Source organism: Ectobacillus polymachus (assembly GCF_048159605.1).
In the GTDB taxonomy this organism is placed as follows: domain Bacteria; phylum Bacillota; class Bacilli; order Bacillales; family Bacillaceae_G; genus Ectobacillus; species Ectobacillus polymachus.
Map to the genome: position 1 here is coordinate 919,294 of NZ_JBLREB010000001.1, position 25,384 is coordinate 944,677.

Consider the following 25,384-nt stretch of genomic DNA (forward strand, 5'->3'; position numbering starts at 1 on the left):
AGGCATTATTTAACAGGACGAAGCTTTCCAGAATGTTTAATTAATAACGATATATTTACAGAAATAGAATCCTCTTCTAAAGGCACTCTTCCATTTTCATTTAGCTGTTTCCAAAGTTTATTGTTTTTTTTATGCAATACTTCACCTAATTCATAGATATCACCATTAATAGCAAGCGCTTTCGAATATGTATGTATGATGTCCTCTTTTATTTGAGCAGCTGCAGCTGCTGCTAAATCATTTACCTCTATTTGCTGATTTAGTTCATTAATAAGTCCGGAATACTTAAGGTTGATCGTAAAATGTATCTTATCACCTATCAAACTTGGCTTAATATTCACTTTACTTTTTTCAATTACTACTGTAGCCATTGGTTGGCCATCTTTCTCAACGGTAACTCCACTACGTTTTGATTTCTCTGTTACCCATTGATAGCCTCCAATGTCATCATCAGTTAGAAAACCAAGTAGTTTCTCTTTTGTTACTAGTGCCATTCCACTAACGTCAATGGCGGGCAAGTTTTTATGGTCTTCCTGCCACATGTCCTTTTGGGTTAAACTAACTTGGGGAAGAAGTCCATTCTGTCCTGGTTGTTGGATGGCAATTAAAAGTTCACGCATGTTTTTGGGTTGAAGTAAAGAGTTTTGTTTGTAACTATTTATGGGCTCCCCCAACTCAGTAAGGGTAGAAGTAATTTGTAAAGGCTGATAGGTATGTAATACTTCTTTAATATCTTCTTCGGTAGAATACATCCAAATGCGATAGCGGGTCTCGCGATAGCGGTCAAATAAGTCCAATACTTTCTCTAATCCTTTATTTTCCAATGCTGCCTTAGAAATGACGATATACTTCAAATGTCCCCAAAAAACCCGAATTTGTGTTGAAGGATAAACGTTAAACATTGCTTCATCTATATTTCTTCCAGAAACGTGGCCAACTTCAATTTTCTCCTTACTCGGAGCCGCTGCACTCTCAGATTTTGCAAGACTTCCGACATTTATATATTGCAGATAGCCATGAAATTTTCCATCTTTATAATCAATACCTAATCCATGCAAATACACCATACGTTCTGGTTCATTCGAATCAAAGCAGCCACTAAGAAGCGGACAAAGGATAAAAAATAAAAGAATCATCCTTCCTCTTTTCATTTTTTCTTTCTCCCAGTGCGTGTATTGTCATTAGATTTTGGAGTAAAAGCATGCGGACGAATCGTATTTACTTTAGCTGGTAAACGAAAAATCTCATGTACTATATTCCTAAAACTTATACGTGTAGCAATTTCAAGGTAAGGAACCCCAAATGTTCGGATGCGTGCTAAATACAAGAGAATAAAGAATAGAGCTATAAAAAAGCCTGGAAATCCAAATAAGCCAGAAAAGAGAAGAACCCCAAAACGTAACAAGGAGACTGTTCCAATAAGAGCTTGGTTGGCAAGAGTAAATGTTGCGACGGTTGAAGCACCAATAACGACAAGCATCAATGCACTTGTTAATCCAGCACGGATAGCCGCATCACCTATAATTAATCCACCGACAACACTTAATGTCTGTCCAATGGGAAGTGGCATTCTTAGCCCAGCCTCTCGAAATAATTCAAATAAAAGCAACATTAAAATCGCTTCTAAAGCACTAGGTAGCGGAACACCTTTTCTAGATTCTACTAAGGTAGCAAGCAACGTAAATGGAATTTGATTTTGGTGAAAAGACGTGATTGCAACCCAAAACCCTGGTAGAAGAGTAGAAAATACTAATCCTACAATTCGCATAGTACGTTCAAATGAATTATATAAATATGATGTCTCCGAGTCTTCACCTGTCTTTAGTGTGAAAAATAAATTAGCAGGTGTAAGAATTGAATAGGCAACACCGTCAATCAGTACCGAAAACCGGCCGCTAAGCAATGATTGAACGACAAAGTCAGGACGCCCGGTATATAGACTTTGCGGAAAAATCGCAAATGGTCTATCATCGATAAGTTCTTTCAACTGATTTCCGCTGTAAATACTATCTATATCAACAGATTGCAATTTTTTCATAAGTTGTTTCAGAATGGATTGATCTGCAATATCCTGAATATAGAGAACAGCAACCTTTGTCTTGGAGCGCTTTCCAATTTCTAAAGATTCTACGCAAAGAGAAGTAGTTCGTAAGCGTTTCCGAATTAGTCCAATATTTATTGTAAGATCCTCAATAAAATTATCTCTCGGTCCTTGTATCGTGACTTCTGTTTTCGTTTCTTCTGGTTTTCTATTTGGAATATTTGCTATGTCAATAGAAAAAACACTATTGATTTCTTCTATTACTACTACAGCTTTTCCAGAAAATATAGCAGACATAATTTTATCTTTATTATCAACCCATTCTAACCCCGTAACAGGGAAATATTCCTGAATCACTTCTTTTGAAATGTCTTTATAGTCTTCGATAAAATTTTTTAATTTTATAAAAATGACAGAGTCGAGCATTTCTTTTTTGACCATTCCTTGACAAAATGCAAAAAGGATTTGATACCCTGAAAAAGAAACATTTTGGATTATAACATCTCCACATTTTTGAAAAAGAGACCGAAATTTTTTCTCATCCATTTTTTGCTTTTCCTCCTTTAAGTCGAGTAACGAAAGCGATGATTCCAAGCAAAAAAGTGAAGCTAATAAAAAGAGTAGCAGTTGTAGGAAGTATAGTGGATATGTAAAAGTTATAAAACATTGCATCACTAAATGGAATATAATTTACAATTGTTATGATTAGAAATGTAATAACAAGTACCCATTTTTTTACTTTTTCATTTTTTATATTCAATAGTTCTATTAGAATCAATAGAAGCAATGAGATACGAATATAGGCGCCAGACATCCATTGATAAATAGATAAGAAATCAAAGTGTTCAATGAATTGTCCCATTTGAACAAGACCCCATTCCTCATATGCTGGATGGCGTTGTTTCGCGGCCTCTTCTATACCAAATTCTGCTACTGCTGCAACGAGGGGACCTAATGTTAAAAATGATAGGTTCAAAATATTATAAATGAAGTCACGGTAACGATAAGGTCTTTCAATTTTTTGCTGTAGAAATAGAAAAAATAGGAGTTCGACGAGTGCTCCAACTTGATAAACACTACCTTTTAAAACAGGTAAGAATCCATTTTCTAAGATTGGAAGTAATAATGAATAATTTTTTACTTGTATGTTAACAATCGCAACAAGAAATCCGAATACTATTACCATTATTAATAGAAAAAAATTAATGATTGATAATGTTCGTAGACCGGATGCTGCGGTTAACAGACAAAGAACTGCAAGAAGTGTGACACCCATCCATTCCGGCGTTGTTGGCAAAAAGGTAATCTTTACCCACGTCATAGTTTCTCGCATCGCATAAGAAGCTATAGTTAATATGTACATACAAAAAATACCTATTATCAATACAGTAAAGAATGTTCCAATATGCTGTTTTAACCAAATGGCTATATGCTGTTGTTTCATTTCCTTGTGAATAAAAAACAATAAAATACACCAAATACTCACAACAACAACTGCAAACAATACCGACATCCATGCATCACGTCCGGCAGTTTGAAGTAAAGGCGGGATAATCGTAACATGTGTTTTAAAGCCTATAGCCGTCATCACTATAAATGAAAGTTGAAAAACAGTGATGCGATCAGCATTTTTCATTATTATCACCCCTCTACTTCATGGCTTTAAGTATATATTTCCCATATCAAGAAATGGTATGTAATCCATTTACTAAATTCGAAAATTGAAATACTTTTCAAAAATAAAAACTAGAACGAAAGCGTCCTAGTTCTAGTCCTTATTCTAACTCGTTTTTATTTTGTAAATGAGAAACGATAATCTTTTTTATCCAGCTTTCTAAACCAATCTTATCTTTTTCTGCCTCTTCTTTCATCCGTTGTTTCATAGTCCTTTCAACATAAAATGAAACCGGCTCAATATCACTTTCAATATATACGCTGTTATTACGTACTGAAATAGTACCTTCTTCAATATGTTTGGCTAAAAACTCAATTTCTGCCTTATGCTCTCGTACATCAATTTCTAACGTTAACGGTTTTACTTCTACATGAATCATTTGCCCCTGTTCCTCAATTTTCACATTTGCTGCCCCTCCAAATTGATAAAGCCATTCAATAATGGTATATGCAACTGCCTGAACAAACTGAGGCTTTCGAAAGCTAAATTGTGCTTGCCCACGTTTTGTACTGTGACGCTTTCTTTCTATTATATATGTCGAATGAAATCCGCGAGAAAACAGTTCTTCTAGTGGAAACATTTCTTCTCGTTCCGTGATCACCTTTCCAGTATTGTTATCTAGCGACATAATACGTGCTTGTTCATGTGTAGTTTCATGATAGAACGATTGGTATAAAAATACTTCCTTCCCTTCTACCGTTGCAGATAGTTTCCGTTTCACAGATCGATGTGAAATAAGCGTTGGTAAATTTTTCAGAATGCGTTCTGCTTCTTGTTCAGAAATAAAATACGTGTTTCTTCCATTATATATAGTTTTATTAGCATGTAATGTACCAGCTTGAATCCATTTCGAAACTGTAGAATGAGATACACCTGCTTTATCAGCAATTTCTTGAATAGTAAACCCGGGTTTTCGCAGCGATTGAACGATACTTAATACTTCTTCTTCATAAAACATTTTCGTTCCATCTTTTCGCCAGTTATCTTTATAAACCGAAGAAAGCTTACCTTCCTTTTCATACCGATAAATCGTTGCTTCTGTTACCCCAAGCATATGGGCTGCTTCTTTCGTTGTTACTTTTGGCTTATCATCGAATAATACATCCTCTAACATAATTCTAACTCCTTATATATATTCTTGTAATTAACTCTATATTTTATCAATACATGTTATCTATAAATGTTAATATAAATCTTGTAAAAAGTTACATTTAAATTTAATCTATCTTAATAGTAACATATATATTCATTATTATGTAAATATTTATTATAAACGAAATATATATGTTCAATATAAAAGAATAGAGCATTATTACATATCTTACATACTATTTCAGTTTATATATTGATTAGTCTCATGTATTTTGTATGTTATAATAAAAATGTATTATATATAGTTAGTATCGTGTAGATAATTAAGGAGTTGAAGTTATGAATAATATAGATGAATCAACAAGTTTACCTTCAACATCAGGAAAATATACATCTTCCTATATATTAAAAAATATATCTATACATAACACAGAACTACTATTGAATATAGAATATATACATAAATTAGAAGAAGTTATTGATCTTGCGGAGAAAGAACAGCAAACTAAGTTTGCTTATTTTAATGATATGGAAGTTATCTATTACTTTGTTCACCTCGAAAAGGATATGGACAAAACGAAACATAGAAAGCTAAGTACGAAGCGAGTCTATCTTCATGAAATTTTAACGTTCTGCCAAAACCTATTGAAGTTTGCCAAAGAGTTTGATTTACAGACAGAAGCCATACACTCCAATTCCTCTCTCTTACAAGCAATACAGCCATGGAATATAAGGCGGTATGGGACGTATCTGCAGCAAGCTCCCTTAGGTAGAGATGGACAACCATATAAAGTAGCCAGTCTAGCAAAAAAGACAACCATTATAAGGTCTTTTCTAAAGTTTTTATATGAGCAGAAATATATAGAGAAACCACTGCATCAAGAATTAAAGAAAAGCAGCGTTCGGAGCGAAGATCGTCCGAATCGAGATTTAACCTTTTCAGAAGTACAAGAGATTTTAAACTATTATAAACAACAAAATCATCTTGTGAATTATACGATTCTCCTATGCTTAGCTACAACTGGCCTACGTATTAAGGAACTTGCTTCTGCGAAAGTGAAAGATTTGCAGTATATGGAGGGAAAATATTGGCTACATGTTGTCGGCAAACGAGATAAAGAACGGCAAGTCTACATTTCACCCCAACTATTAAAAGCCCTTATTCATTTTAGAAAAAATCGTGGGTATGATACAAAGCTTAACAGCGGGGATGAGTCACCTTTACTGATGACCTTGCGAGGAAAGCCTTATAATTCGAATCAACTATCGAATCAAGTAACAAAAATGGTACATGACACGAACCTTCCTTTTTTGCAGTATCGAGAGAATCCTGTCACAGCTCATACATTTCGCCACTTCTTTGCGATTGCAGCTGCAGCTAGAGGAGTAGAGATAACAAAAATTCAGCGTACATTAGCACATGATTCAATCTTGACGACACAAATCTATCTAGAGAAGCATTTGAAACGTCAAGATAATGCAGCATTAAGTTTTGCGGATGATTTGGATTAAGAAAAATAGATTGAAGACAAAACAAATAATCAAATCACGATGACTTTTTCCGTTACGCAAGCTTTTGTAATCCTTAACAATGTCAAAATTCTGGACAGAATATAGAAAAAGAACAGAAACTATATCATTTCTGTTCTTTCAGATTTTGAAAGATCAACTAATGCAAATTCCCTTTCAACCAAGGCTAATACTGATGGTAATCAATCGGGATTTGGATTAAGATCGTTTTTTCTTCTGCGCCCAACTTATACATTTCATCACACACGTTTGCATCAAATTCAAGAAGCAGGTGTCCTCCTAGTCCTAGGGCAGTAATTTTTGGTACAGGTAGGCCTGCTTTGTTGAATGCAATATCATCTGTATCATGCATATTCATTTGAATTAAAATCGCATATTCTACAGTTTTTCAGACGTAATGATTATAATGAACTACCGTCAACTCAGTAGTAATTGAGCCAACTAAGTCAATAGAAATGAATAGCGCTCTAATCCCTTGAATCAATACGGGAGTCATAACGGTCTATTGTTTACATAATATAGTTATGGTAATTTTACAGAAAAATCACTAATAGGGGTACCGTCACATGCCCATCAATCTAATATACCCACTTAATACGTGATATTGTACAAATATGCTATCAAAGTTTTTATTTCTTTTTCTAATGATCATTAATTGTATACACTTATATATTTATTCGGAATGATAATTCCCGAACCCTCCCTAGTAAGTTGCACTACTGGAGCGATATGTCCACCTTTATAATTATCAGCTGGAATATAAGAATGCACATAAGCATGTGTTACCTCTTTCCCCGATGAACAATCATAGCCTAAATTTAGAGACGATCCTTCATTTTTATCTAAGAACTTACATTCAAGAATATGAGCATAGTCGGCTATGTAGATTGACGAAAATCCTTTTGGTATCTCAATCTGTAATATAATATTACCTACAAATTGTTCTATTAAATCTTTTCCTAAATTTCCGAAATACTCATTGTTTGTAAGCCAATTTGGTGTTGGAGATAGGAAACCCTCTATAAGGAAATGATTTCGTAGGTAAGTTGGTACCCTGGGGCATGTCACTGGTCTATATGCATATAAACCACTATCTTTTGCGAAAATCTTATTTAAATGTTCTTTATAAGTGTAATGATAAAAGATTAAATTCCCTTCACTGCCATACTGAATTTCTGTTTTTTCAGTTTTATACCCCAAAACGCCCAAGTATAGTCTTTTTTGATGAATGAACGGTTTACACTTCCTCATTTGCTCATCTCCTCAAAATATATCTATATATGCTATACATACTTTATGTGCATTTGAACTATGAAAAAGTATATCTTATAAACTAATCCTAATTCTTACTTAATTATTCACAATAAAATCTGGTCAAAAATAATGAAAATTTTAGAAAAATAAGGTAAACTTATCAATAGTTTTAGTTTAAAATCGTTTGACGTGATATATACGGAGGAATAGTCTATGAAGAACAACACAATAAATGAATCAGTTGATGAAATTGATAAAAAACGAGTAAACTCAAGCCATCGTTTTAAAAATTGGGAGTTTATCACAGTGGGCGGTGGTGTTGTTATAATTGCACTTCTAATTGGGGGAGTGAGTTATTATCAGGCAACTCGTTTCAATTCACAGGTTACGATTAATGACACAAAAGTCGGCGGTCTGACTGCTGATCAAGCAGTGAAAAAATTAGGAACATCTGTACTAAAAAACAAAGTCTATGTTGGCCAACAACAAATATTAGATGAAAAAGATACGGAGACAGGACTTAAAGATGAAGATTTGCCTAAAGTTAAGAAACTACTAAAAAGCCAGTGGACATTTTTCCCTTCCTCAAAGGAAAAAAACTATTGGCTGCTACCAGAACAAGCAGAGCAGTATCAAAGTGAAACGATGAAACAACTTGTAGAAAAGAAACTCACATCTATGAATAATAGTTTAAAAGCGCCTCAAGATGCTATGGCGAAGCTCGAACAGGGAAAAGTTGTTATTTCAAAAAGCGTTGACGGAGAACAGTATGATGTCGCTAGTCTATTGAAGGATTACGACAAGCAGAAGTATAAAAGTGAAATCCATCTGAATCCTGTATACATGCAGCCTATTAAAGAAAACGATCCGATTGTAAAAAAAGAGGAGCAAATGCTACAGGATCTTCTGCAAGGGACCATTGATTATAAGGTACAGAATGAAGTTTACTCTTTAAAAGCTCAAGATCTAATTAAAAACGCCTCTATATCAAAAGATATGAATGTTTCAATCGACCTAAGTGACATTAAGAACAAAATTGCTGAAATTAATAATTCTCAAGCAACATTAAATAAAGACTTCACATTTAAAACCCATTCTGGCTCGGTCATATCAGTAAAAGGACAAGGCTATGGCTGGGCAATAGATGTTGAAAAAGAAGCAAAACAAATCCAAGAAGCCTTCGAAAAAGGAGAAAAAACGCTTTCTGCTTCTAATATTTACGGAAATGGCTGGGATAATAAAGGCATCGGTTATGATACAACAGCGAATAATGGCATTGGAGACACGTATGCTGAAGTGTCAATTGCAGAACAGAGTATTTGGATTTACAAAGATGGTAAATTGGCAGACACAACGAATGTAGTGACTGGTAAACATAGCACCAATGAAGATACATCACCGGGAGTGTGGTACATCCTCTATAAACGATCACCGTATACACTCAAAGGCAGCGCAGTAGGTAAACCCGATTATTCTGTTAACGTAGATTACTGGGCTCCGTTCACAAACAGCGGACAAGGTTTCCACGATGCCGGCTGGCGAACAAACTGGGCAAATAATGCCTATCTAACAGCAGGTTCAGGCGGATGTGTCAACCTCCCTCCTAGTATTGCGAAAAGCGTGTATGATAATCTCAGTACTTATGAACCGGTTATCGTATACTAGCAAATAACAGTCTCTAATGAAGTGATGAATGTATCCAGAACTAAAAAAGTATTTTCTTTGTTTTTATTATTTATGATACACACTTCTCGTGTGCGGGGTGGAGAAACAGTTATATACGTTAACGTAAATACATAAAGTCATAAAATCATAATTTCATGACTTGTAAAAAAAGAGCGTTACGTGGTGAGTTGTTAAAAAGAAAATAGCCTAATAAAATAGGCTTAGGAATAAAGATTGCTAGTCCTAAATAAAACATCATAAATAATAGACTAAAAGCGGGCTGAAGATAAACCGTGACGATAGCTTGTAAAATAGCAATTATGACAGAAGCTATAATGAAGCGAACTATAAGTATTACGTTGATTATTGAGAAGGTTGGCTCGTTCATAAAAAGAAAAATAAAAAAGGTATCAATCATAAATAATACGACAAAAAAACGTGTAGGGACCGGCTTAGTCCACGGAATTCGAAACAAGCCTTTGGTAGCGCTGTAGCCAGCTTGGGCAATGTCATCGGTAAAGTGCGTATGCCTACTTCTTCGGGTGAAACGCTCAAATGATGCTTCGCTTGTGGATAAGCCGATGATAAATGTGCCGTGATCGGAAAACATTGGCGTCATTTCCGTCAAAAATTCGAATTCTCGCCCTTCTCCTTATATTGAATAAATTACATCGTTGTAGGGTCTATTGATCAGGAAAGTTACTTATTTGTTTCGTAAGTTCTTTAAATTTCTTGTTTTCTTCATCGTCAGATTCCCCTTTACCGATGATTCTAAAAAGCATCTAATCGGGAGCATGTCTTAGGAGATAATTGCTGAGAGGTTTCCTGATAAAAATGCTTTTCAAACGTATCAATGGCAGAATCAATCAATCGCTTTAAGCTTCCTCTAGAAGGTGGTTCAACTTCCACTTTCGAAAAAGATTATATGCTTGGTTTGTTAAATAGTCTGTATCAACAAAGGCCTTGAATTGTAAAGGTAATGCAGATTGAAAGGAGTATAAACATTATTTTTGATGAAACTTACACACTGTCTAATACATTTGACGAGGAGATTCTATGATGCGGACATTTTATTGGCTATTGATACTTACCGTACTGCTACTCACCGCCTGCAATGGCCGTCAGCAGGTGAACCCATCCAAGGGGGCAGCGTCGTCTCTGGCGACACCAACGGCCCCCGCCAAAGCTCCGGCCCCGGTGTCGGTTCAAGTTCCGACCCGCTATCAGGGCGCGTACCCCGGCGGCGATCGGAAGCTCCAGGTGCCGCCCGGCTTCACGATCCAGGTCTTCGCAGCCGGGCTGCAGAGGCCGCGGCATATGGCGCTCGGACCGGACGGAGCGATCTATGTGGCGAAGATGGGCGCCAACCGGGTGAGCCGCCTGGCCGATACAGACGGTGACGGCGTGGCCGACTCTTCCGAGATATACGCCTCGAACGTAGAGAGTGCTCACGGGGTAGAATGGCACCAGGGGGCGCTCTATGTGGGTGCCACGGACGGAATCTACCGCTTCGACGGCAAGGGCGCATCTCCAGTTCTATTCCTGACTCCTCCAAGGCGCGAAGTATCTCCTGTTTATCAACAATTGGACTATTCAACTTCACATCTCCTATACTTATATTATGCTTAGAAAAGGTTTTTGCTAAAGCATCTTCATCATTTGACAAAATCCTAATCACCCATTATTATCACTATCAATTCGAACTGTTTTATGGGAGAGATAAAGATGAAAATTTATGTTGATGCAGATGCTTGCCCGGTAAAAGATATTATTATCACTGAAGGTACGAATGCGGAAATTCCTGTTATCCTTGTTACTAGCTTTTCTCATTTTTCTAATGCGGAACATCCATCAGGAGTGGAAACCATTTATGTTGATTCCGGAGCAGATGCTGCGGATTATCGGATTATGAAGTTAGTAGAAAGAGGAGATATAATTGTTACGCAAGATTATGGGCTTGCTTCGCTAGGTTTAGCAAAAGGATGTACAGTTCTTCACCATAAAGGGTTTAGCTATACAAATGAAAACATTGACCAATTATTACAAACACGTTATTTTAGTGCAATGGCTCGAAAAAGCGGAACGCGTACAAAGGGTCCAAAACCATTTACATCAGAAGATAGAGAGAAATTTAGGGGGCTATTTAAAAGAGCGATTACACGATAAAAATAACCGTCCATTTTTAAGAAAAACCTAGAAAAATAATATTGTGACATGTATTTCAGTTCTTTTTAAACAAAATATTTCTAATTACATAGTGCCTCGCTTCACTTTCAAATAATCTTCCACAAACTGGCCTTTAACATAAAGGAAGAGCGCAATTCTTATTCTGGAATTGCGCTCGATTATAGAATATTACAAAAAATCTTCAGAAATGACCACTCAGTTAATTTAATAAAGTACTCTATAGTTTCGTACAATTCTTCACAATCTTACATAGGAACAAAAAAAGAGTTCATATTTTGTTTACATAATATTATTATAGTAACTTTTAAAAGAGATACATAACCCTGGTTCTAACTCGCTCTCATTTTCTTACTTAATTATCGCATAAAAATTATTTATTATCCCATATCCTTACATCGTTGTAGGGTCTATTAATCAGGAAAGTTCATTTATTTGTTTCGTAACTTCTTTAAATTTCTTGTCGAGTTTGGTGTACGCTTCATCATTTGGAGTCATAAAGCTAAGTTTTCCTAAAAACAAACTCATTCCCTAAAACATACAATTTATTTATCGATAACAAACACCCTTTTGGGATCCTCCCCTTTCTGTACGTATCTCGATGGACCTCCCTTACATTCATATTGGTAATCTTTGTAATGTTTTTTTGTTTACATAATATAATTATTGTTTGCTTTTATAGGTGAATCCTAATTATTAATTTATGTTAAGCTAATGTTAAGGAATGTACTCCATACTAGCAATGTAAAAACAAAAGACAACGTGATGTAGATCTCATTCTCTACCTAAACATGTATATAATCGTATATTAAAAAAACATTTGTTTCTCTCATCCAGCAAAAGGATGTTATTATAAAACCATTGTGTTAAAGGAGGATGCTAAAATGAAAACAAAACAACCACGTCTGCAACTCGTGCAAGCTTCGAGAGCAATCGTTCCTTTATTGGTTATCTTGTTTCATACTAGTTTTGTTTCAAATCAATATTTTAATTTTAATCTTCTCGGACTCACTAAGCTTTCTAGAATAGGTGGAGCCGATTACTTTTTCGTGTTAACTGGATTTATGATGTATTATGTATATGCAAAGGATTTTGGAATTAAAGAAAAATTCCGCCCGTTTTTAATCAAACGGTTTACACGGATCATTCCTTACTATTGGTTACTTACAATCGTAATGATTGTCTTCTTCTATTTTGTGCCTATTGGTTATGGGTACGGAAAAAATTTGCAAACGATGTTAAACTCATTCCTGCTATTGCCATCTCAAGACTTTCCTATTATTTATAGTGCTTGGTCTTTACGATATACGTTACTCTTCTACTTTGTATTTTCATTATTTATTTATTCGAACAGCCGATTTATGAAAACTGTTGTAGGTTTATGGATTGCTTCCATTCTCTATTTCAGTATTACATCTACTACCTTTTCAAATGATTTCCTAGCCATGATATTTAATAAAATAAATCTCGAGTTCGTAGCAGGAGTCTGCTGTGCATATTATGCTATGCATCGAACGATTAAACATGGTATGGTATTTCTTATAGCCAGTGCAATTGGGTTTGGGTATACGTGGATAAGTGGAGTATATAATTTGTGGAGATTTGATGAAACCTTTATGTACACAATATGTGCTACCGCTCTTATTCTCGGTATCGTTTCGATTGATATGACACGACAAATAAAGCTTCCGCGTATATTTAACTATCTCGGAAATGCATCATTTTCGATTTATCTCGTACATCCTCCTTTTCTAGGGTTTGTAGCCGCTATGCTTGTCAAATTAGGAATTACAAGTGTTATTGGTAGCGTAGGTTCTATAATAGTTACCATGATTACGGTAACAATTATGGGATGTCTTGCTCATTCATATATTGAGAAACCTCTAGTAGCAAGTATGAAAAATATGATTCCTAAACCTAAGAGTGCCCCATTGCTTTTACGTGAAACATCTGCAAAGTTATAAAGAAAGGGCGAACATCATACTGTACAAGCATGGCACAGTATGATGTTCGCCTTTTTACCTATTACTCTTCAATTAAGATGTCCCTAATTTTTGCTTACAAATTACTGCTTTTATCATAAAATAACTAATTTCATCCGGAAGTTTATCTTTAATCGGCTTAAGTTTTTCCATACCGATTTGTGCAATGATTTCTTCTACCATTGCTTCATATGTAGATGGAACAATCTTGCACCAATCTAATTCCATACCTTCTCCTGCACATTGTAAGAGATGATTTTCAATAGTGATACATGATAATTCTCTCTCATTTGCTATCTCTTGAATCGATTTTCCTTGTTCGTACAAAGTATAGGATACAAGATGAGAATTTTCGATACGTTTTTTATTCTTTTTTATTGATGGCGTCCTTTCAAATTCAGGATGCCCTGTAATATACTCTTGTATGATCTGTAAAAATCGTTTACCAAACCGCTCTTGCTTTTGCATGCCAATTCCCTTCACTTCTAACAATTGCTCAGGTGTTTGTGGAAGTATATTGCACATGTCTCGTAAAGTTTGATCTGAGAAGATGACAAACGGAGGTACCTTTTCTTCGGATGCAATTATTTTCCGTAATTCACGAAGCTGCTCAAATAATTCATGATCAACTGAAAACTGTGTTGCCTCCATCTGTTGCTTTCTCATCACCTTTTGGTTTCCAAGTAAAATTTCTTTTCCATTGTTTGTCACAAATAAAACAGGATATTGTCCTCCTGAAATACCGATATATTGATCAGAGGTGAGAAAATCAATAAACTCCATGATATTTTTTGCTGACTTTTGTTTCAGTATTCCGTAAGTGGAGAGTGTATCAAATTTCATTTCGCGTATTTTTTTATTTGCGGAACCGGATAGCACCTGACTAATTATTGTTTTTCCAAACCGTTCACCCATACGAATGATGCATGATAAAACCATTTGTGCTTCTGTGGTCACGTCAACCGAATTTCGACTATCCGTACAATTGCTACATTGTCCACATGCAACGGAATTGTCCTCACCAAAATATTGCAATATATAAGATTGTAAGCATCCTTCTGTATGGCAATAGTCTTTCATTAGCTGAAGCTTATTAATTTCGTTATTTTTTTGTTCTATATTCGTTATTTGCTCAATTAAATATCGTTGAACTTGTACGTCTTGTGCTGCGTATAATAAAATACACTCACTGTTAAGGCCATCTCGTCCGGCACGCCCAGCTTCCTGATAATAGCTTTCTATGTTTTTCGGCATTTGATAATGAATAACATACCGAACATTTGATTTATCAATGCCCATCCCAAATGCATTGGTTGCAACCATAACGGATATATCATCTTGTAGAAATAAATCTTGTGAAGCCGTTCGATCAAGAACACTCATTCCAGCATGATATTTGCCTACTTTAATCCCTTGTTTTTTTAAATATTCATAAACATGATTCACTTCTTTTCGCGTTGCAGCATAAATAATGCCAGCTTCCCTTTTATTTTTATTTACATAATCCATTACATAATTAAGGCGGTCTTGCCCTTTTATAATTTTGAATGATAAGTTACTTCTCTCAAATCCTGTAATGACCACATCTTCCATTGGAATATGTAATAAACGACATATATCATCCCTTACCTGAGGAGTAGCAGTTGCTGTCAATGCTAAAACGATAGGCGTAGGTTGTAATTGTTGTATAATTGTTTCAATTTTTAAATAACTAGGACGGAAATCATGTCCCCACTGTGAAATACAATGTGCTTCGTCTATGGCAACAAGTGATAAGGTAAGCTCCTGTAATTGTTCTATGAACTGAAAAGAATCTAATCGTTCTGGGGCTATGTATACAATTTTATATTCACCTTGTTGTATTTCTCGCATACGGTTTGCTTGCTCTGCAAAGGATAATGTGCTATTTAAGTATGTTGCGTGAATACCGACTTGTTCTAAACTATCGACTTGATCTTTCATTAATGATATAAGCGGTGAAATAACGATGGTAACACCAGGAAACAAAAGCGATGGAATCTGATAACAAATCGATTTCCCTCCGCCTGTTGGCATGATACCAGCAGTACTTTTCCCTGCTAACACACGTTCAATAATCTGTTCTTGCCCTTGGCGAAATGTGTCATATCCAAAATATTGTCGTAAATAAGTCTTTGCTTTCGTCAACATCGTCTACACTCCATTCATACTTGAATTATAGCATATAGAGATAGAACATCACTCTCTTATAATTTGACACTGTTTTTGTATCAAATTTGCAAAATCTATATCACCAAAATAAGCCAAACGAAATGTGTTCATTTTTCAAAACGATGGCAGTGTAAACACAAGGGTTTATCTACTTGTATTGACCAATATCCAAAATATTGTTAAAATCGATATAATATTTAAATATTGCCGCGATGATCGTTATGGGTAAATCTATAACAGGAGCAGCTTCTGGAGAGACTGTATATTTACAGCGCCGAAGGATTCACAATCTCAGGCAAAAGGACAGAAGAGTAACTCATGAATGATTTGTGTTATTCTCTTGGGTTGTCTGAGATTGGAGGAAAACTCCAATCTTTTTTTATTCCATTTTTTAGTTGACTGTTTATATAGACAATCGACATGTATTTCTACCAACATAAAGAGGTGAACAGCGTGACACAAAGAAGAGCAGTAGTTAGCGTAATCGGTAAGGATCAAGTAGGAATCATTAGTAAGGTAACTCATGTATTAGCAGAAAATCACGTAAATATTTTGGATATTAGCCAAACGATATTACAAGACTTTTTTACGATGATGATGATTGTTGATGTATCTGCAATTGAAAATTTAGAAACACTACAAAATCAGTTTGATTCAATTAGTGAAACGATGTCATTGAAAATAAACATTCAGCTTGAGGAAATCTTTCATGCCATGCACCGTGTTTAATAAATATTTGCAACCAGCTAGCATAAAAGTATCCTAACCTAACTCTTTCATTAAAGAGCGTCGCGTTAGTTCCAGTAGAGGAGAGAAACATATGGCTATTGCACTCGATGAAATGCTTGAAACGATCCAAATGGTTCAAATGGAGAACTTAGATATACGGACTGTTACAATGGGAATAAGCTTATTAGATTGTGCAGACTCCGATTTTGAAAAGATGAATACCCGTATTTTTAATAAGATAATGAAATATGCAAGCCGTTTGAAGGAAGTAGCAGAGGATGTTGAACGAGAATACGGGATACCTATTATTAATAAACGTATTTCTATTACACCAATTGCAGAATTATTAGGAACTGCAACTCCTATGCAAGCAGTTGAATTAGCGAAAACACTTGATAAAGCTGCGAACGAGCTAGGCGTTGACTTTATTGGGGGATTTTCTGCTCTCGTTCATAAGGGAATTACAAAAGGAGATCAAACGTTACTCGATGCCCTTCCAGAAGCTTTAACTGTAACGGAGCGTGTTTGTTCTTCCATATCTGTTGCAACAACGAGAACCGGAATCAATATGGATGCTGTACGTATTGTAGGCGAAATTATAAAAGAAGCTTCTGAACGTACCAAAGATAGAAATGGTATAGCATGTGCGAAGTTGGTTGTTTTTTGTAACCCTGTTGAAGATAATCCCTTTATGGCTGGCGCGTTCCATGGTGCTGGCGAGGGTGAAGTTGTTTTAAATGTTGGCGTAAGCGGACCAGGTGTCGTGTTACATGCGTTAAAACGATACCCAGAGGCTGATTTAGGTGAAGTAGCAGATATCATCAAAAAAACCGCATTTAAAATAACTCGTGCTGGCGAATTTATTGGAAGAGTTGTTGCGAAGCGGCTTGGTGTTCCATTTGGTATTATGGATTTATCTCTCGCACCGACCAATGCATTAAATGATAGTGTTGCTGAGATTTTAGAAGAAATTGGTCTTGAACGTGTAGGAACTCACGGAACCATTGCAGCACTTGCTCTGATGAACGATGCAGTAAAAAAAGGTGGAGCGATGGCTAGCTCTTATGTTGGAGGATTAAGTGGTGCCTTTATTCCTGTTAGTGAAGATAACGGAATGATACGAGGGATTGTTGATCAGTCCTTAACGTTGTCTAAGCTAGAAGCAATGACCTGTGTATGTTCAGTAGGACTCGATATGATTGCAATTACAGGTGACGTTTCCCCCGCTACCCTTTCCGCTATGATAGCTGATGAAGCAGCCATTGGAATGATTAACAAAAAAACAACTGCAGTTCGTGTCATTCCCATTTCAGGGAAAAAAGAAGGAGACATGGTTGAGTTTGGCGGTCTTCTTGGAAGAGCTCCTGTAATTGGAGTAAATCCATTCAGCTCCGAGAAACTCATTCGACGCGGCGGCCGTATACCCGCTCCTCTTCAAGCATTAATTAACTAGCAAAGGCCATTTAAGCCTTTGCTTTTTTCTTATCTGTGTCCCAATCTAGGAGATGATTGATATTTCTTATAAGCCGCAAAAATAAGTGGATATCCGCATAATAGTATACATACAATTAGCAAAATAACTCCTGGCCATTTATAATCCGTCCAGAATATTCCGCCTATCGACCCAACAATACTGGATCCTACATAATATAGCAGAAGATATAAAGAAGATGCTTGAGATTTATTTACATCAGCCCTTGCTCCCACCCATGAGCTGGCAACGGAATGACTTCCAAAAAATCCAAATGTAAATACCGAAATTCCTAGTAGCTTTATGATGAAGTTAGGAATAAGTGTAAGGATTGCTCCGCAAATCATAATACATAGAGATATTTTTAAAATAAGTGGACGTCCATAATGGTCTGCCTTTTTTCCCATATACATGGAACTATACGCTCCCCCTAAATTAACAAGAAATAAAAATCCAATCACCGTTTGGCTTAAATTATAGGGAGGCTCCATTAGCATAAATCCAACGTAGTTATACAATGTAACATAGCCACCCATTAGTACAAACCCCATACATAACAGAGGGATTAATGATTTATTATCAAGATGTATTTTATAAGCTTGTAATGCAGGCTTCCACTGAAAGGATTGTTTTCTATGATGGACAGGTGAAGGAAGCAATCTCCAAAATAGTAGACTCATCAGTATGGCAATGATTCCAAGTGTAGCTAGTGCAACCCGCCATGAAAATAAATCAGTAAGGATTCCCGTTAATATTCGACCTGCCATTCCCCCAATACTTGTTCCAGCTATGTATAGCCCCATTATCTTTCCGAGCCCGCTAGGATGAAACTCTTCACTCGTATAGGCCATCGCAATTGCTGGAACTCCTGCTACAGCAAGACCAAGGATTCCACGAAGCACAATAAGTGTAACGTAATTCGGACTGAACGCTGTTGCTAAACCTAGAATGGAGGTAATAATCATAGATAATATCATGATTTGTTTTTGTCCAATTGTATCTGACAATGGTGCTGCGAAAAGCATTCCTACAGCTAAGGCCATCGTTGATAATGATAATGTTAGGCTTGATGCTGCTGCAGAAATATGAAAATCCATTGAAAGAATTGGCAAAATAGGTTGTGTAGCATATAAAGTTGCAAATGATACAAAGCCAGCAAGGAATAATGATATACAAGCATTTCGATATTCCCTGCTTCCTCTTTCAAAAAAAGTCATGGTTCTTCTCCTCGTATTATTTATCTAGTAATTTCAACTTTTATGTTACTCTTTTCTTTTCTATGCGTCTAATTTATAATTTGCATAAATATAATAACCTTTCGTTATTAATCGGAAATAGGTGGTCATATATGGAATGGCATCAAATAGAAAATTTTATTGCGGTAGCTGAGCTCAAACATTTCACAAAAGCAGCAAAAAAACGATTAATTTCACAACCAGCGTTAAGTCGGTCCATTATCAAATTAGAGCAAGAATTAGGTGTTCCTTTATTTATACGTAATGGGAAAACGATTACGTTAACAAGGTACGGAATTATGTTTTTAGAAAAAGCAGAACAAGCACAGGCACGAATTCGCGAAGGAATGGAAGAAATTCGGGAAATCACTTCACCTGATGGTGGAGAAATCTCTGTAGCATTCTTGCATACTCTAGGAGCAAATGTAATCCCCCAACTCATTGGAGATTATAAAAAGATATATCCTAATGTTACGTTTCAATTATTTGAAGGAGCTACCAATTATTTATTGGAAAAGGTTGAGAAAGGATTGGTCGATCTTTGCTTAACTTCCCCTCCAGTCAAGGGAAAATATTGAATGGACTACTTTAACAACCGAACCGTTGTATCTTGTAGTTCCTTACCATCATCGACTAGCTAAGCAATCAAGTGTTTTATTCCGTTCATTAGAAAATGAAGATTTTATTTGCTTTAAAAAAGGCTATGGTCTGCGTTATATTTTCGATCAAATGTGTACACAGTTACAAGTAAAGCCTAATATTACATTTGAAGGTGAAGAAGTTCCTACTATTGCCGGCTTTATCGCTGTTGGACTTGGAATTGCTGTATTACCAAAAACAAAGGAATTAGATGAATCGAAAATGAGACTCCTTCCTATAAACGATTATCCGTGTCAACGAACGATTGCACTTGCGACATTATCTGAGCACTATCTATCCCCTGCTACTCGGAAATTTAAATCGTTTGTAATAAATTACTTTTCAAAGTTAATGTAAACATTAAGATGCTTATGAGGACAATGAAAAAGAGACCATTCTAGAAATAGTACGGTCCCAACAAAAAAGAATTTATAATGATAGGTTCGAATCTCTAGATTCATGTAAGATTCTTTTCCCGCGTTGCAGGACAAAGGAATAATAACCAATATAATATACAGCTAACAAAAAGAACACGGCATAAGTTAACGGGTCTTTAGCGAAATTTTGGTTCAATTGCGAAGAAGATTGTGAGCTGGAAATAGAAAAAAGGTATATAAGGCGATAAAAGAAACGACTTAAGAACAAGAAAAGTACAATGGATTCGATCCAAATATGAGTTCGATAAAACAAAGCTTGTTCTCTTAATTCAAATAAGCTATGTTTCATTGCATACGTTGCTAATACGCCTCCAACTACTATTCCTGCTAAATCATACAGGTATGAAATTGGATGAGTGGCACTCATAGCTAGAAGAACAAGAATGAGTATAGAAAAAATAATAATTCTTATTATAAACTTTCGAACTTTAAAAGGCTGAAACCCAATTGATCGTTTCACTCTTACATATAAAATAAGAAGAATGAATAACACAGGATACATATTTTCTACAGTAAAATTCATTTCACTCCTCCAATTATCAAAAGAATCACCCAGCACCTCAGATATTACCATTAAATATATGCACATCGTACAATATTTTATGAAAACTTCAAATTGGAATAAAAAGCGAACCATTTACGAACAATAAAAAAGAAAATAAAGGAGGGATTTACAATGAAGCCGTTAACATTTAAGGAAATGGAATACATCGTTGATAGTATGTCTAACGAAGATCTATTAGTAAAACAATGTATTACAACTGCATCTCATTCGCAAAATACACAAGTTCAGAATTTATGCCGACAATTCGTATCTAAGCATCAACAACATTATCAAACATTACTCGGAGTACTACAACAACATAATTCTCTTGCTCCTAGTGCAGGGCCGGAAAATCAGTGGATTGGAATGCAAAAGAATGCAAATCAACAAGAACAATCTTTCATTCAGTAGGGAGAGAAAACAATGATGCAACAACCGATATTAAAAGATGAAGATTTGTTATATACCATTCTAGCCGATTTGAAACGAACGTCAGGTGAATATGCAACTGCCGTAACGGAATCAAATTGTCCTGTAGTCCGGCAACAATTCCAAGGATTATTACAGGATTCCTTAAATCTTCAAGATCAGTTATATACGTTTATGTCGAATAACGGTATGTATACCGCCTCTTCTCCAGCCATTTCATCCGAGATTACAAAGCAGATTCAGCAATGTAGTCAAACTCAAAACGAAACGAATCAACTGATTCAGCAGCATATTGGAGTCCAATAAAAATAGCAAGACGTTAGTATGTAACCATCAGATGGAGGAATATCCCTCACTGATGGTTACTTTTCTTTGTTTGTGATATCAATAAAGTGCTTTAAAATTCGAGCCGTTAATCCCCAAATCACTTTTTCCTTATAGTAGTAAAAATATTCATGTATCTCGTTCACTTGCCAATTATAATTCTCACCATTATGTATTAAGTGGTAAGGAAATCTCTTCTCGGGTTCTACTCTATAAGTAATCGTATAGGATTCGGGCGGTGTGTTTTGAAAATACGAAAGTGGTACAGTGAATATTTCAGCAACTTCTAAGGGGTTATAATTGATTTGTTCATAGTTCTTTAGAACACCTACAAAGGGATATATAATAGAACCGAAGAATGAAGGAATGTAATCTAACGGAACTACATTTTCAATACTCTCTCTTCGTATCCCTAATTCTTCCATTGTCTCACGAATTGCCGTATCGGATTCATTTTGATCATCCTCTTCAATTTTGCCACCAGGAAAACAAATTTCACCAGGCTGTCGTCGTAGCTCATATGCCCTTACTTCAAATAATACATGAATAATCCCATTTATTTCGATAAGCGGTAATAGTACCGCATATTGGGAGGCATATTTACTGCCTAATATGTTTGGGTTTCTATGTTGTAATTTCATCATCACTTCTTCTATTTTCACTACTATTCACCTCCAGTTTGATCTACCATTCTTGTATCGTAATTGTAAAGGATTCTTCAATTATTCACAATCATATTGTGTGTTACAATATAGTTTGCTGTTGTAACAAAATTCTTTACTTATATATTGCATTGCTATAAAGTATAGAAAATATATTTACCTAGGTAAGGATGAGAATATGAATTCAACTAGTCTTTTGATGCATGAATTAAATCAAAAAATTCGATTATTAACGAAAGAAATGAACGAACGATTATCGAAGCACGGGCTTTATCATTCACAATGGATGATATTGTTTTGTCTACAGAAATACGGGAGCATGACACAAACCTCATTATGGAAATACTTAAATGTGGAAGCTCCAACCGTTACAAGAACTCTTACTCGTCTTGAAAAAAGTGGCTGGGTAATAAGAAAACTAGGAACAGACAAGCGTGAGAAAGTTGTCGTATTAACAGAAAAAGCAAAAGAAACATTACCTGATGTAGAGCAGACCGTTCGTACATTTGAACAGGATATGACAAAACGATTAAGCCAGGAACAAATAACAAATTTACGAGAGCTTCTCGGTATGCTTGGAACCAATGAAACTGAGTAAAGTGAAAACTTTTTTCATCCCCTCCTTTTGGGTTCGGAATAGTAGGCATATTCATTTACGGGAAGGTATTCCTTGTGAGAAAAAGCACTATATATGATTGGGGTATAGATAGAAGGTGTAGTAATTTTGAAATGGAAAAAAACGTTATTAGTATTATGGATATCAAACTTTGTTGCAGCAATGGGCATGAGTATTATTCTACCTTTTTTACCTTTGTATATTGAACAATTAGGTGTTCATCAAACAGCCGATATTGAGAGATGGACAGGATGGATTTTTGCTGCTCAATTTGTATTTTCTTTTATATGTCAGCCTATCTGGGGGACTATAGCAGATAAACACGGCCGAAAGCTTATGCTGTTACGTGCTGGATTTGGAATGGGAACTATAACTACCTTAATGGGTTTTGTTTCTAGTCCCTGGCAATTGCTTGTCCTTCGTATTTTTAATGGGATCTTCTCTGGATTTATTTCGATGTCAGTTTCTCTGCAAGCTTCTGTTACTCCTGATGCGCAATCAGGGCGGGCACTTGGTATGCTGCAAACTGGTTCTATCTCAGGAGCATTGCTTGGACCTTTGCTTGGAGGGATACTTGCTGAAAATATGGGATATCATTCCGTATTCTTTTTGACGGGTGCATTGCTTTTCATTGCAAGTTTTATCATTATCTTTTTTGTTCATGAAGATCATCATGAACAAAGAAGAAACGAAACTAGCTCTATTAAAAAACAATTTTATTTAATGAAGCCGTTACTTCCAATATTTATTGCATCATTCGTAACGAATGTAGGAATGATGAGTATTGAGCCATTAGCGACCGTTTATGTAAAAACCTTTTATCAAGGCGTACATCTTGAATTTCTCGCAGGGCTAGTCGTTTCGATAACGGGTGTTGCGAATTTACTAGGAGCACCTATTTTGGGAAAAATCGGAGATACCATTGGACAGCGAAAAGTATTGGTATTTTCTTTATTCATGGCAGCCATGTCATTTATTCCCCAAGTCATGGCTAGTAGTATTACAATGCTATTAGTTGGGCGTTTTGCTCTTGGATTATTTGTTGGTGGTATGATTCCTTCTTTGAATGTGCTCGTGAAAAAACTTGCACCTCCAGAATTACAAGGCACTGCTTTTGGGTTTAATTCTTCTTCCTTGTTTTTAGGAAACTTCATTGGACCGCTTATGGGAAGTGAAATTGCAGCAGTGTGGAATATCCATACGATCTTTTATGTGACCATGCTTATTCTTATTTTAAATTCACTGATGATGTTTTTGAATCATTCCATTGATCTTGTTCCGAAGCATGAAAATAAGGTAGCCTAGAAAAAGGGATAAAAAGCAAGGAATATAATACCTGCTTTTTATCCCTTTTTTTATTTAAGATTTAGACTAATGTTGGTAGGATAAATCTGTGTGTTCTTTATCTTTCTTTTATAGATCTTATTTGTATTTTTTATAAAAAATTCGGTATGTGAAATTTAATATGTAGTGCTAATAAAAAAAATCCAGATCGTTATCTGGATTGAATTACAAAGGATCTAACCACACTTTTTCACTTTTTTGGTCATTCCTCTCAATATATAACTTAACAAAGGTGTGACAAATAGCAATATAAAAAAGACTCTAAACAAATGAAAGCTAATTACGGTTGCTAAATCAGCATGCATAACAATCGCAGTTGTGCCCATTTCAGCAATGCCACCCGGGGCAAAGCTTAAAAAGGTGGATAATAAACTACTATGTACAAATCCCTTAAAGAGAAATGAAGAAATGAGAGCGAAAGATATAAGAAGCATCGTTCCAATTATGTAATAAAATAAATTCTTTTTTGCTTGTTTTATACTTTCGATGTGCAGAGTTGCACCTAAATGAGTTCCTACAAAAAGCTGTGCAAGTAGTGTAATAGAATAAGGCATAGCTGGATGAGAAAATCCATTTAACACAAATATCGATGTAACGATCATTGGCGCTAATAAGTATGGCGTCGGAAGATGAATACGTCGTCCAATCCAAATTCCAATCGCGATACATACAATATACAACATCATATGGAAAATAGAATAGCTACTTGGATTTTCTTCAAGATGCATATTTAATTCCTGACCAACCGGAAACAAGGATGCAATAAACGGAACGAGTCCAACAATACCCATGATTCGAATGGTCTGCATAAGCATAACATTCGCTATATCAACACCTGGGATTTCTTCTGCTAACGTGGCCATTTGCGAAAGTCCCCCAGGAATACAGCCAATAATTGTAGTACGAAATGACGCATTCGTAACTAACGATAATAACCAAGCGATAATGGTACTGGTTACAAGTAATAATAGCGTGTAAGAGAAAATAAGTGGCAATTGATGCTTAATATGCTGTAAGGCATCATTTGTAAATGATGTACCTAGCGTATAACCAAGAATAATGAGTCCGCTACTTCTAAAGTAAATGGGCCAGACAACTTTCATCTTCCATATCCATTTTGCTAGAACAATAAAAATGATAGGACCTAACATCCACGCAAGCGGTAAGTGCATCCAATTAAATACCCATCCTCCTATTGTATCCGTAACAAAAGTAAACAGCACACTTTGCCAAGCATGATTCTCTTTTCTTGTTGGATGTTGCAAATGAGAGCATTCCTTTCTTATGTCTTTTACATAGGAAGAATGTATAGTACAAAAAGACTCTATTACGATATTTTAT

The 25,384-nt window shown here is 35.7% G+C and carries 22 protein-coding genes, 3 pseudogenes and 1 riboswitch; of the genes and pseudogenes, 12 read left to right on the forward strand and 13 right to left on the reverse strand.

What is annotated here, in order from left to right; all coding sequences use genetic code 11:
- Positions 1-5: 5 nt before the first annotated feature.
- From ACM5BR_RS04755 to ACM5BR_RS04770, 4 genes are all read right to left on the reverse strand, one after another.
- Positions 6-1,151 carry a Ger(x)C family spore germination protein gene (locus ACM5BR_RS04755; protein ID WP_416826337.1) on the reverse strand — a complete coding sequence of 382 codons (1,146 nt, stop codon included), beginning with the start codon at positions 1,149-1,151 and terminating at the stop codon, positions 6-8.
- Complete coding sequence (locus ACM5BR_RS04760; protein ID WP_416826338.1) at positions 1,148-2,587, reverse strand: spore germination protein; 1,440 nt, start codon at positions 2,585-2,587, stop codon at positions 1,148-1,150. Before ACM5BR_RS04760 ends, ACM5BR_RS04755 begins: the two co-directional genes overlap by 4 nt.
- Positions 2,580-3,677, reverse strand: a complete 1,098-nt coding sequence (locus ACM5BR_RS04765) for an endospore germination permease (RefSeq protein ID WP_416826340.1) — start codon at positions 3,675-3,677, stop codon at positions 2,580-2,582. The genes ACM5BR_RS04760 and ACM5BR_RS04765 overlap by 8 nt, the downstream gene beginning before the upstream one ends.
- 139 nt (positions 3,678-3,816) lie before the next feature.
- Entirely contained in the window at positions 3,817-4,830 is a 1,014-nt protein-coding gene (locus ACM5BR_RS04770) for a MerR family DNA-binding transcriptional regulator (RefSeq protein ID WP_416826342.1), read from the reverse strand.
- Between the two features lie 317 nt (positions 4,831-5,147).
- Here ACM5BR_RS04770 and ACM5BR_RS04775 point away from each other — a divergent pair, with 317 nt between their 5' ends.
- Positions 5,148-6,320, forward strand: a complete 1,173-nt coding sequence (locus tag ACM5BR_RS04775) for a tyrosine-type recombinase/integrase (protein WP_416826344.1) — start codon at positions 5,148-5,150, stop codon at positions 6,318-6,320.
- A gap of 184 nt (positions 6,321-6,504) precedes the next feature.
- On the opposite strand, the gene ACM5BR_RS04780 is transcribed toward ACM5BR_RS04775, so the two are convergent.
- The gene (locus ACM5BR_RS04780) at positions 6,505-6,696 is read right to left on the reverse strand and encodes a hypothetical protein (protein WP_416826346.1); all 192 of its coding nucleotides are present in this window, start codon (positions 6,694-6,696) and stop codon (positions 6,505-6,507) included.
- A gap of 293 nt (positions 6,697-6,989) precedes the next feature.
- A complete protein-coding gene (locus ACM5BR_RS04785; protein ID WP_416826348.1) occupies positions 6,990-7,589 on the reverse strand; it encodes a hypothetical protein in 600 nt (199 codons plus the stop codon).
- 216 nt (positions 7,590-7,805) lie between these two features.
- Here ACM5BR_RS04785 and ACM5BR_RS04790 point away from each other — a divergent pair, with 216 nt between their 5' ends.
- The gene (locus ACM5BR_RS04790) at positions 7,806-9,257 is read left to right on the forward strand and encodes a L,D-transpeptidase family protein (RefSeq protein ID WP_416826350.1); all 1,452 of its coding nucleotides are present in this window, start codon (positions 7,806-7,808) and stop codon (positions 9,255-9,257) included.
- Between the two features lie 445 nt (positions 9,258-9,702).
- Here the strand turns inward: ACM5BR_RS04790 and ACM5BR_RS04795 are convergent.
- Positions 9,703-9,873: pseudogene (locus tag ACM5BR_RS04795) on the reverse strand (iron chaperone); the annotation flags it as partial.
- Between the two features lie 440 nt (positions 9,874-10,313).
- Between ACM5BR_RS04795 and ACM5BR_RS04800 the strand changes: the two are divergent.
- Entirely contained in the window at positions 10,314-10,886 is a 573-nt protein-coding gene (locus tag ACM5BR_RS04800) for a DUF7133 domain-containing protein (RefSeq protein WP_416826352.1), read from the forward strand.
- 96 nt (positions 10,887-10,982) lie between these two features.
- Entirely contained in the window at positions 10,983-11,423 is a 441-nt protein-coding gene (locus ACM5BR_RS04805) for a YaiI/YqxD family protein (protein ID WP_416826354.1), read from the forward strand.
- A gap of 435 nt (positions 11,424-11,858) precedes the next feature.
- Here the strand turns inward: ACM5BR_RS04805 and ACM5BR_RS04810 are convergent.
- Positions 11,859-11,957, reverse strand: a pseudogene (locus ACM5BR_RS04810) (hypothetical protein); the annotation flags it as partial.
- A 368-nt stretch (positions 11,958-12,325) separates the two neighbouring features.
- On the opposite strand from ACM5BR_RS04810, the gene ACM5BR_RS04815 reads away from it, so the two are divergent.
- Positions 12,326-13,405 carry an acyltransferase family protein gene (locus ACM5BR_RS04815; protein WP_416826356.1) on the forward strand — a complete coding sequence of 360 codons (1,080 nt, stop codon included), beginning with the start codon at positions 12,326-12,328 and terminating at the stop codon, positions 13,403-13,405.
- A gap of 72 nt (positions 13,406-13,477) precedes the next feature.
- Here the strand turns inward: ACM5BR_RS04815 and recQ are convergent, their stop codons facing one another.
- Entirely contained in the window at positions 13,478-15,592 is a 2,115-nt protein-coding gene (gene recQ / locus ACM5BR_RS04820; RefSeq protein WP_416826358.1) for a DNA helicase RecQ, read from the reverse strand.
- Between the two features lie 260 nt (positions 15,593-15,852).
- Positions 15,853-15,930: riboswitch (glycine riboswitch) on the forward strand.
- Between the two features lie 136 nt (positions 15,931-16,066).
- Here recQ and ACM5BR_RS04825 point away from each other — a divergent pair.
- Both ACM5BR_RS04825 and ACM5BR_RS04830 read left to right on the forward strand, forming a co-directional pair.
- Positions 16,067-16,342, forward strand: coding sequence for an ACT domain-containing protein (locus ACM5BR_RS04825; protein ID WP_416826360.1), 276 nt, complete (start codon positions 16,067-16,069; stop codon positions 16,340-16,342).
- 91 nt (positions 16,343-16,433) lie between these two features.
- Positions 16,434-17,795, forward strand: coding sequence for a PFL family protein (locus ACM5BR_RS04830; RefSeq protein WP_416826362.1), 1,362 nt, complete (start codon positions 16,434-16,436; stop codon positions 17,793-17,795).
- Positions 17,796-17,824: 29 nt separating this feature from the next.
- On the opposite strand, the gene ACM5BR_RS04835 is transcribed toward ACM5BR_RS04830, so the two are convergent.
- Positions 17,825-19,030 carry an MFS transporter gene (locus ACM5BR_RS04835; RefSeq protein ID WP_416826365.1) on the reverse strand — a complete coding sequence of 402 codons (1,206 nt, stop codon included), beginning with the start codon at positions 19,028-19,030 and terminating at the stop codon, positions 17,825-17,827.
- A 131-nt stretch (positions 19,031-19,161) separates the two neighbouring features.
- Between ACM5BR_RS04835 and ACM5BR_RS04840 the strand changes: the two are divergent.
- Positions 19,162-20,044, forward strand: a pseudogene (locus ACM5BR_RS04840) (LysR family transcriptional regulator).
- A gap of 72 nt (positions 20,045-20,116) precedes the next feature.
- On the opposite strand, the gene ACM5BR_RS04845 reads toward ACM5BR_RS04840, so the two are convergent.
- Positions 20,117-20,647, reverse strand: coding sequence for a CcdC protein domain-containing protein (locus ACM5BR_RS04845; RefSeq protein WP_416826367.1), 531 nt, complete (start codon positions 20,645-20,647; stop codon positions 20,117-20,119).
- A 153-nt stretch (positions 20,648-20,800) separates the two neighbouring features.
- On the opposite strand from ACM5BR_RS04845, the gene ACM5BR_RS04850 reads away from it, so the two are divergent.
- Positions 20,801-21,079, forward strand: coding sequence for a hypothetical protein (locus tag ACM5BR_RS04850; protein ID WP_416826369.1), 279 nt, complete (start codon positions 20,801-20,803; stop codon positions 21,077-21,079).
- Positions 21,080-21,091: 12 nt separating this feature from the next.
- Positions 21,092-21,403 carry a spore coat protein gene (locus ACM5BR_RS04855; RefSeq protein ID WP_416826370.1) on the forward strand — a complete coding sequence of 104 codons (312 nt, stop codon included), beginning with the start codon at positions 21,092-21,094 and terminating at the stop codon, positions 21,401-21,403.
- Positions 21,404-21,459: 56 nt separating this feature from the next.
- On the opposite strand, the gene ACM5BR_RS04860 is transcribed toward ACM5BR_RS04855, so the two are convergent.
- A complete protein-coding gene (locus ACM5BR_RS04860) occupies positions 21,460-22,083 on the reverse strand; it encodes an NUDIX hydrolase (RefSeq protein WP_416826372.1) in 624 nt (207 codons plus the stop codon).
- Positions 22,084-22,261: 178 nt separating this feature from the next.
- On the opposite strand from ACM5BR_RS04860, the gene ACM5BR_RS04865 reads away from it, so the two are divergent.
- The gene (locus tag ACM5BR_RS04865) at positions 22,262-22,681 is read left to right on the forward strand and encodes a MarR family winged helix-turn-helix transcriptional regulator (RefSeq protein WP_416826374.1); all 420 of its coding nucleotides are present in this window, start codon (positions 22,262-22,264) and stop codon (positions 22,679-22,681) included.
- A gap of 126 nt (positions 22,682-22,807) precedes the next feature.
- Positions 22,808-24,004, forward strand: coding sequence for an MFS transporter (locus ACM5BR_RS04870; protein WP_416826375.1), 1,197 nt, complete (start codon positions 22,808-22,810; stop codon positions 24,002-24,004).
- Between the two features lie 215 nt (positions 24,005-24,219).
- On the opposite strand, the gene ACM5BR_RS04875 is transcribed toward ACM5BR_RS04870, so the two are convergent.
- Positions 24,220-25,308 carry an AbrB family transcriptional regulator gene (locus ACM5BR_RS04875; RefSeq protein ID WP_416826377.1) on the reverse strand — a complete coding sequence of 363 codons (1,089 nt, stop codon included), beginning with the start codon at positions 25,306-25,308 and terminating at the stop codon, positions 24,220-24,222.
- Positions 25,309-25,384: the final 76 nt, after the last annotated feature.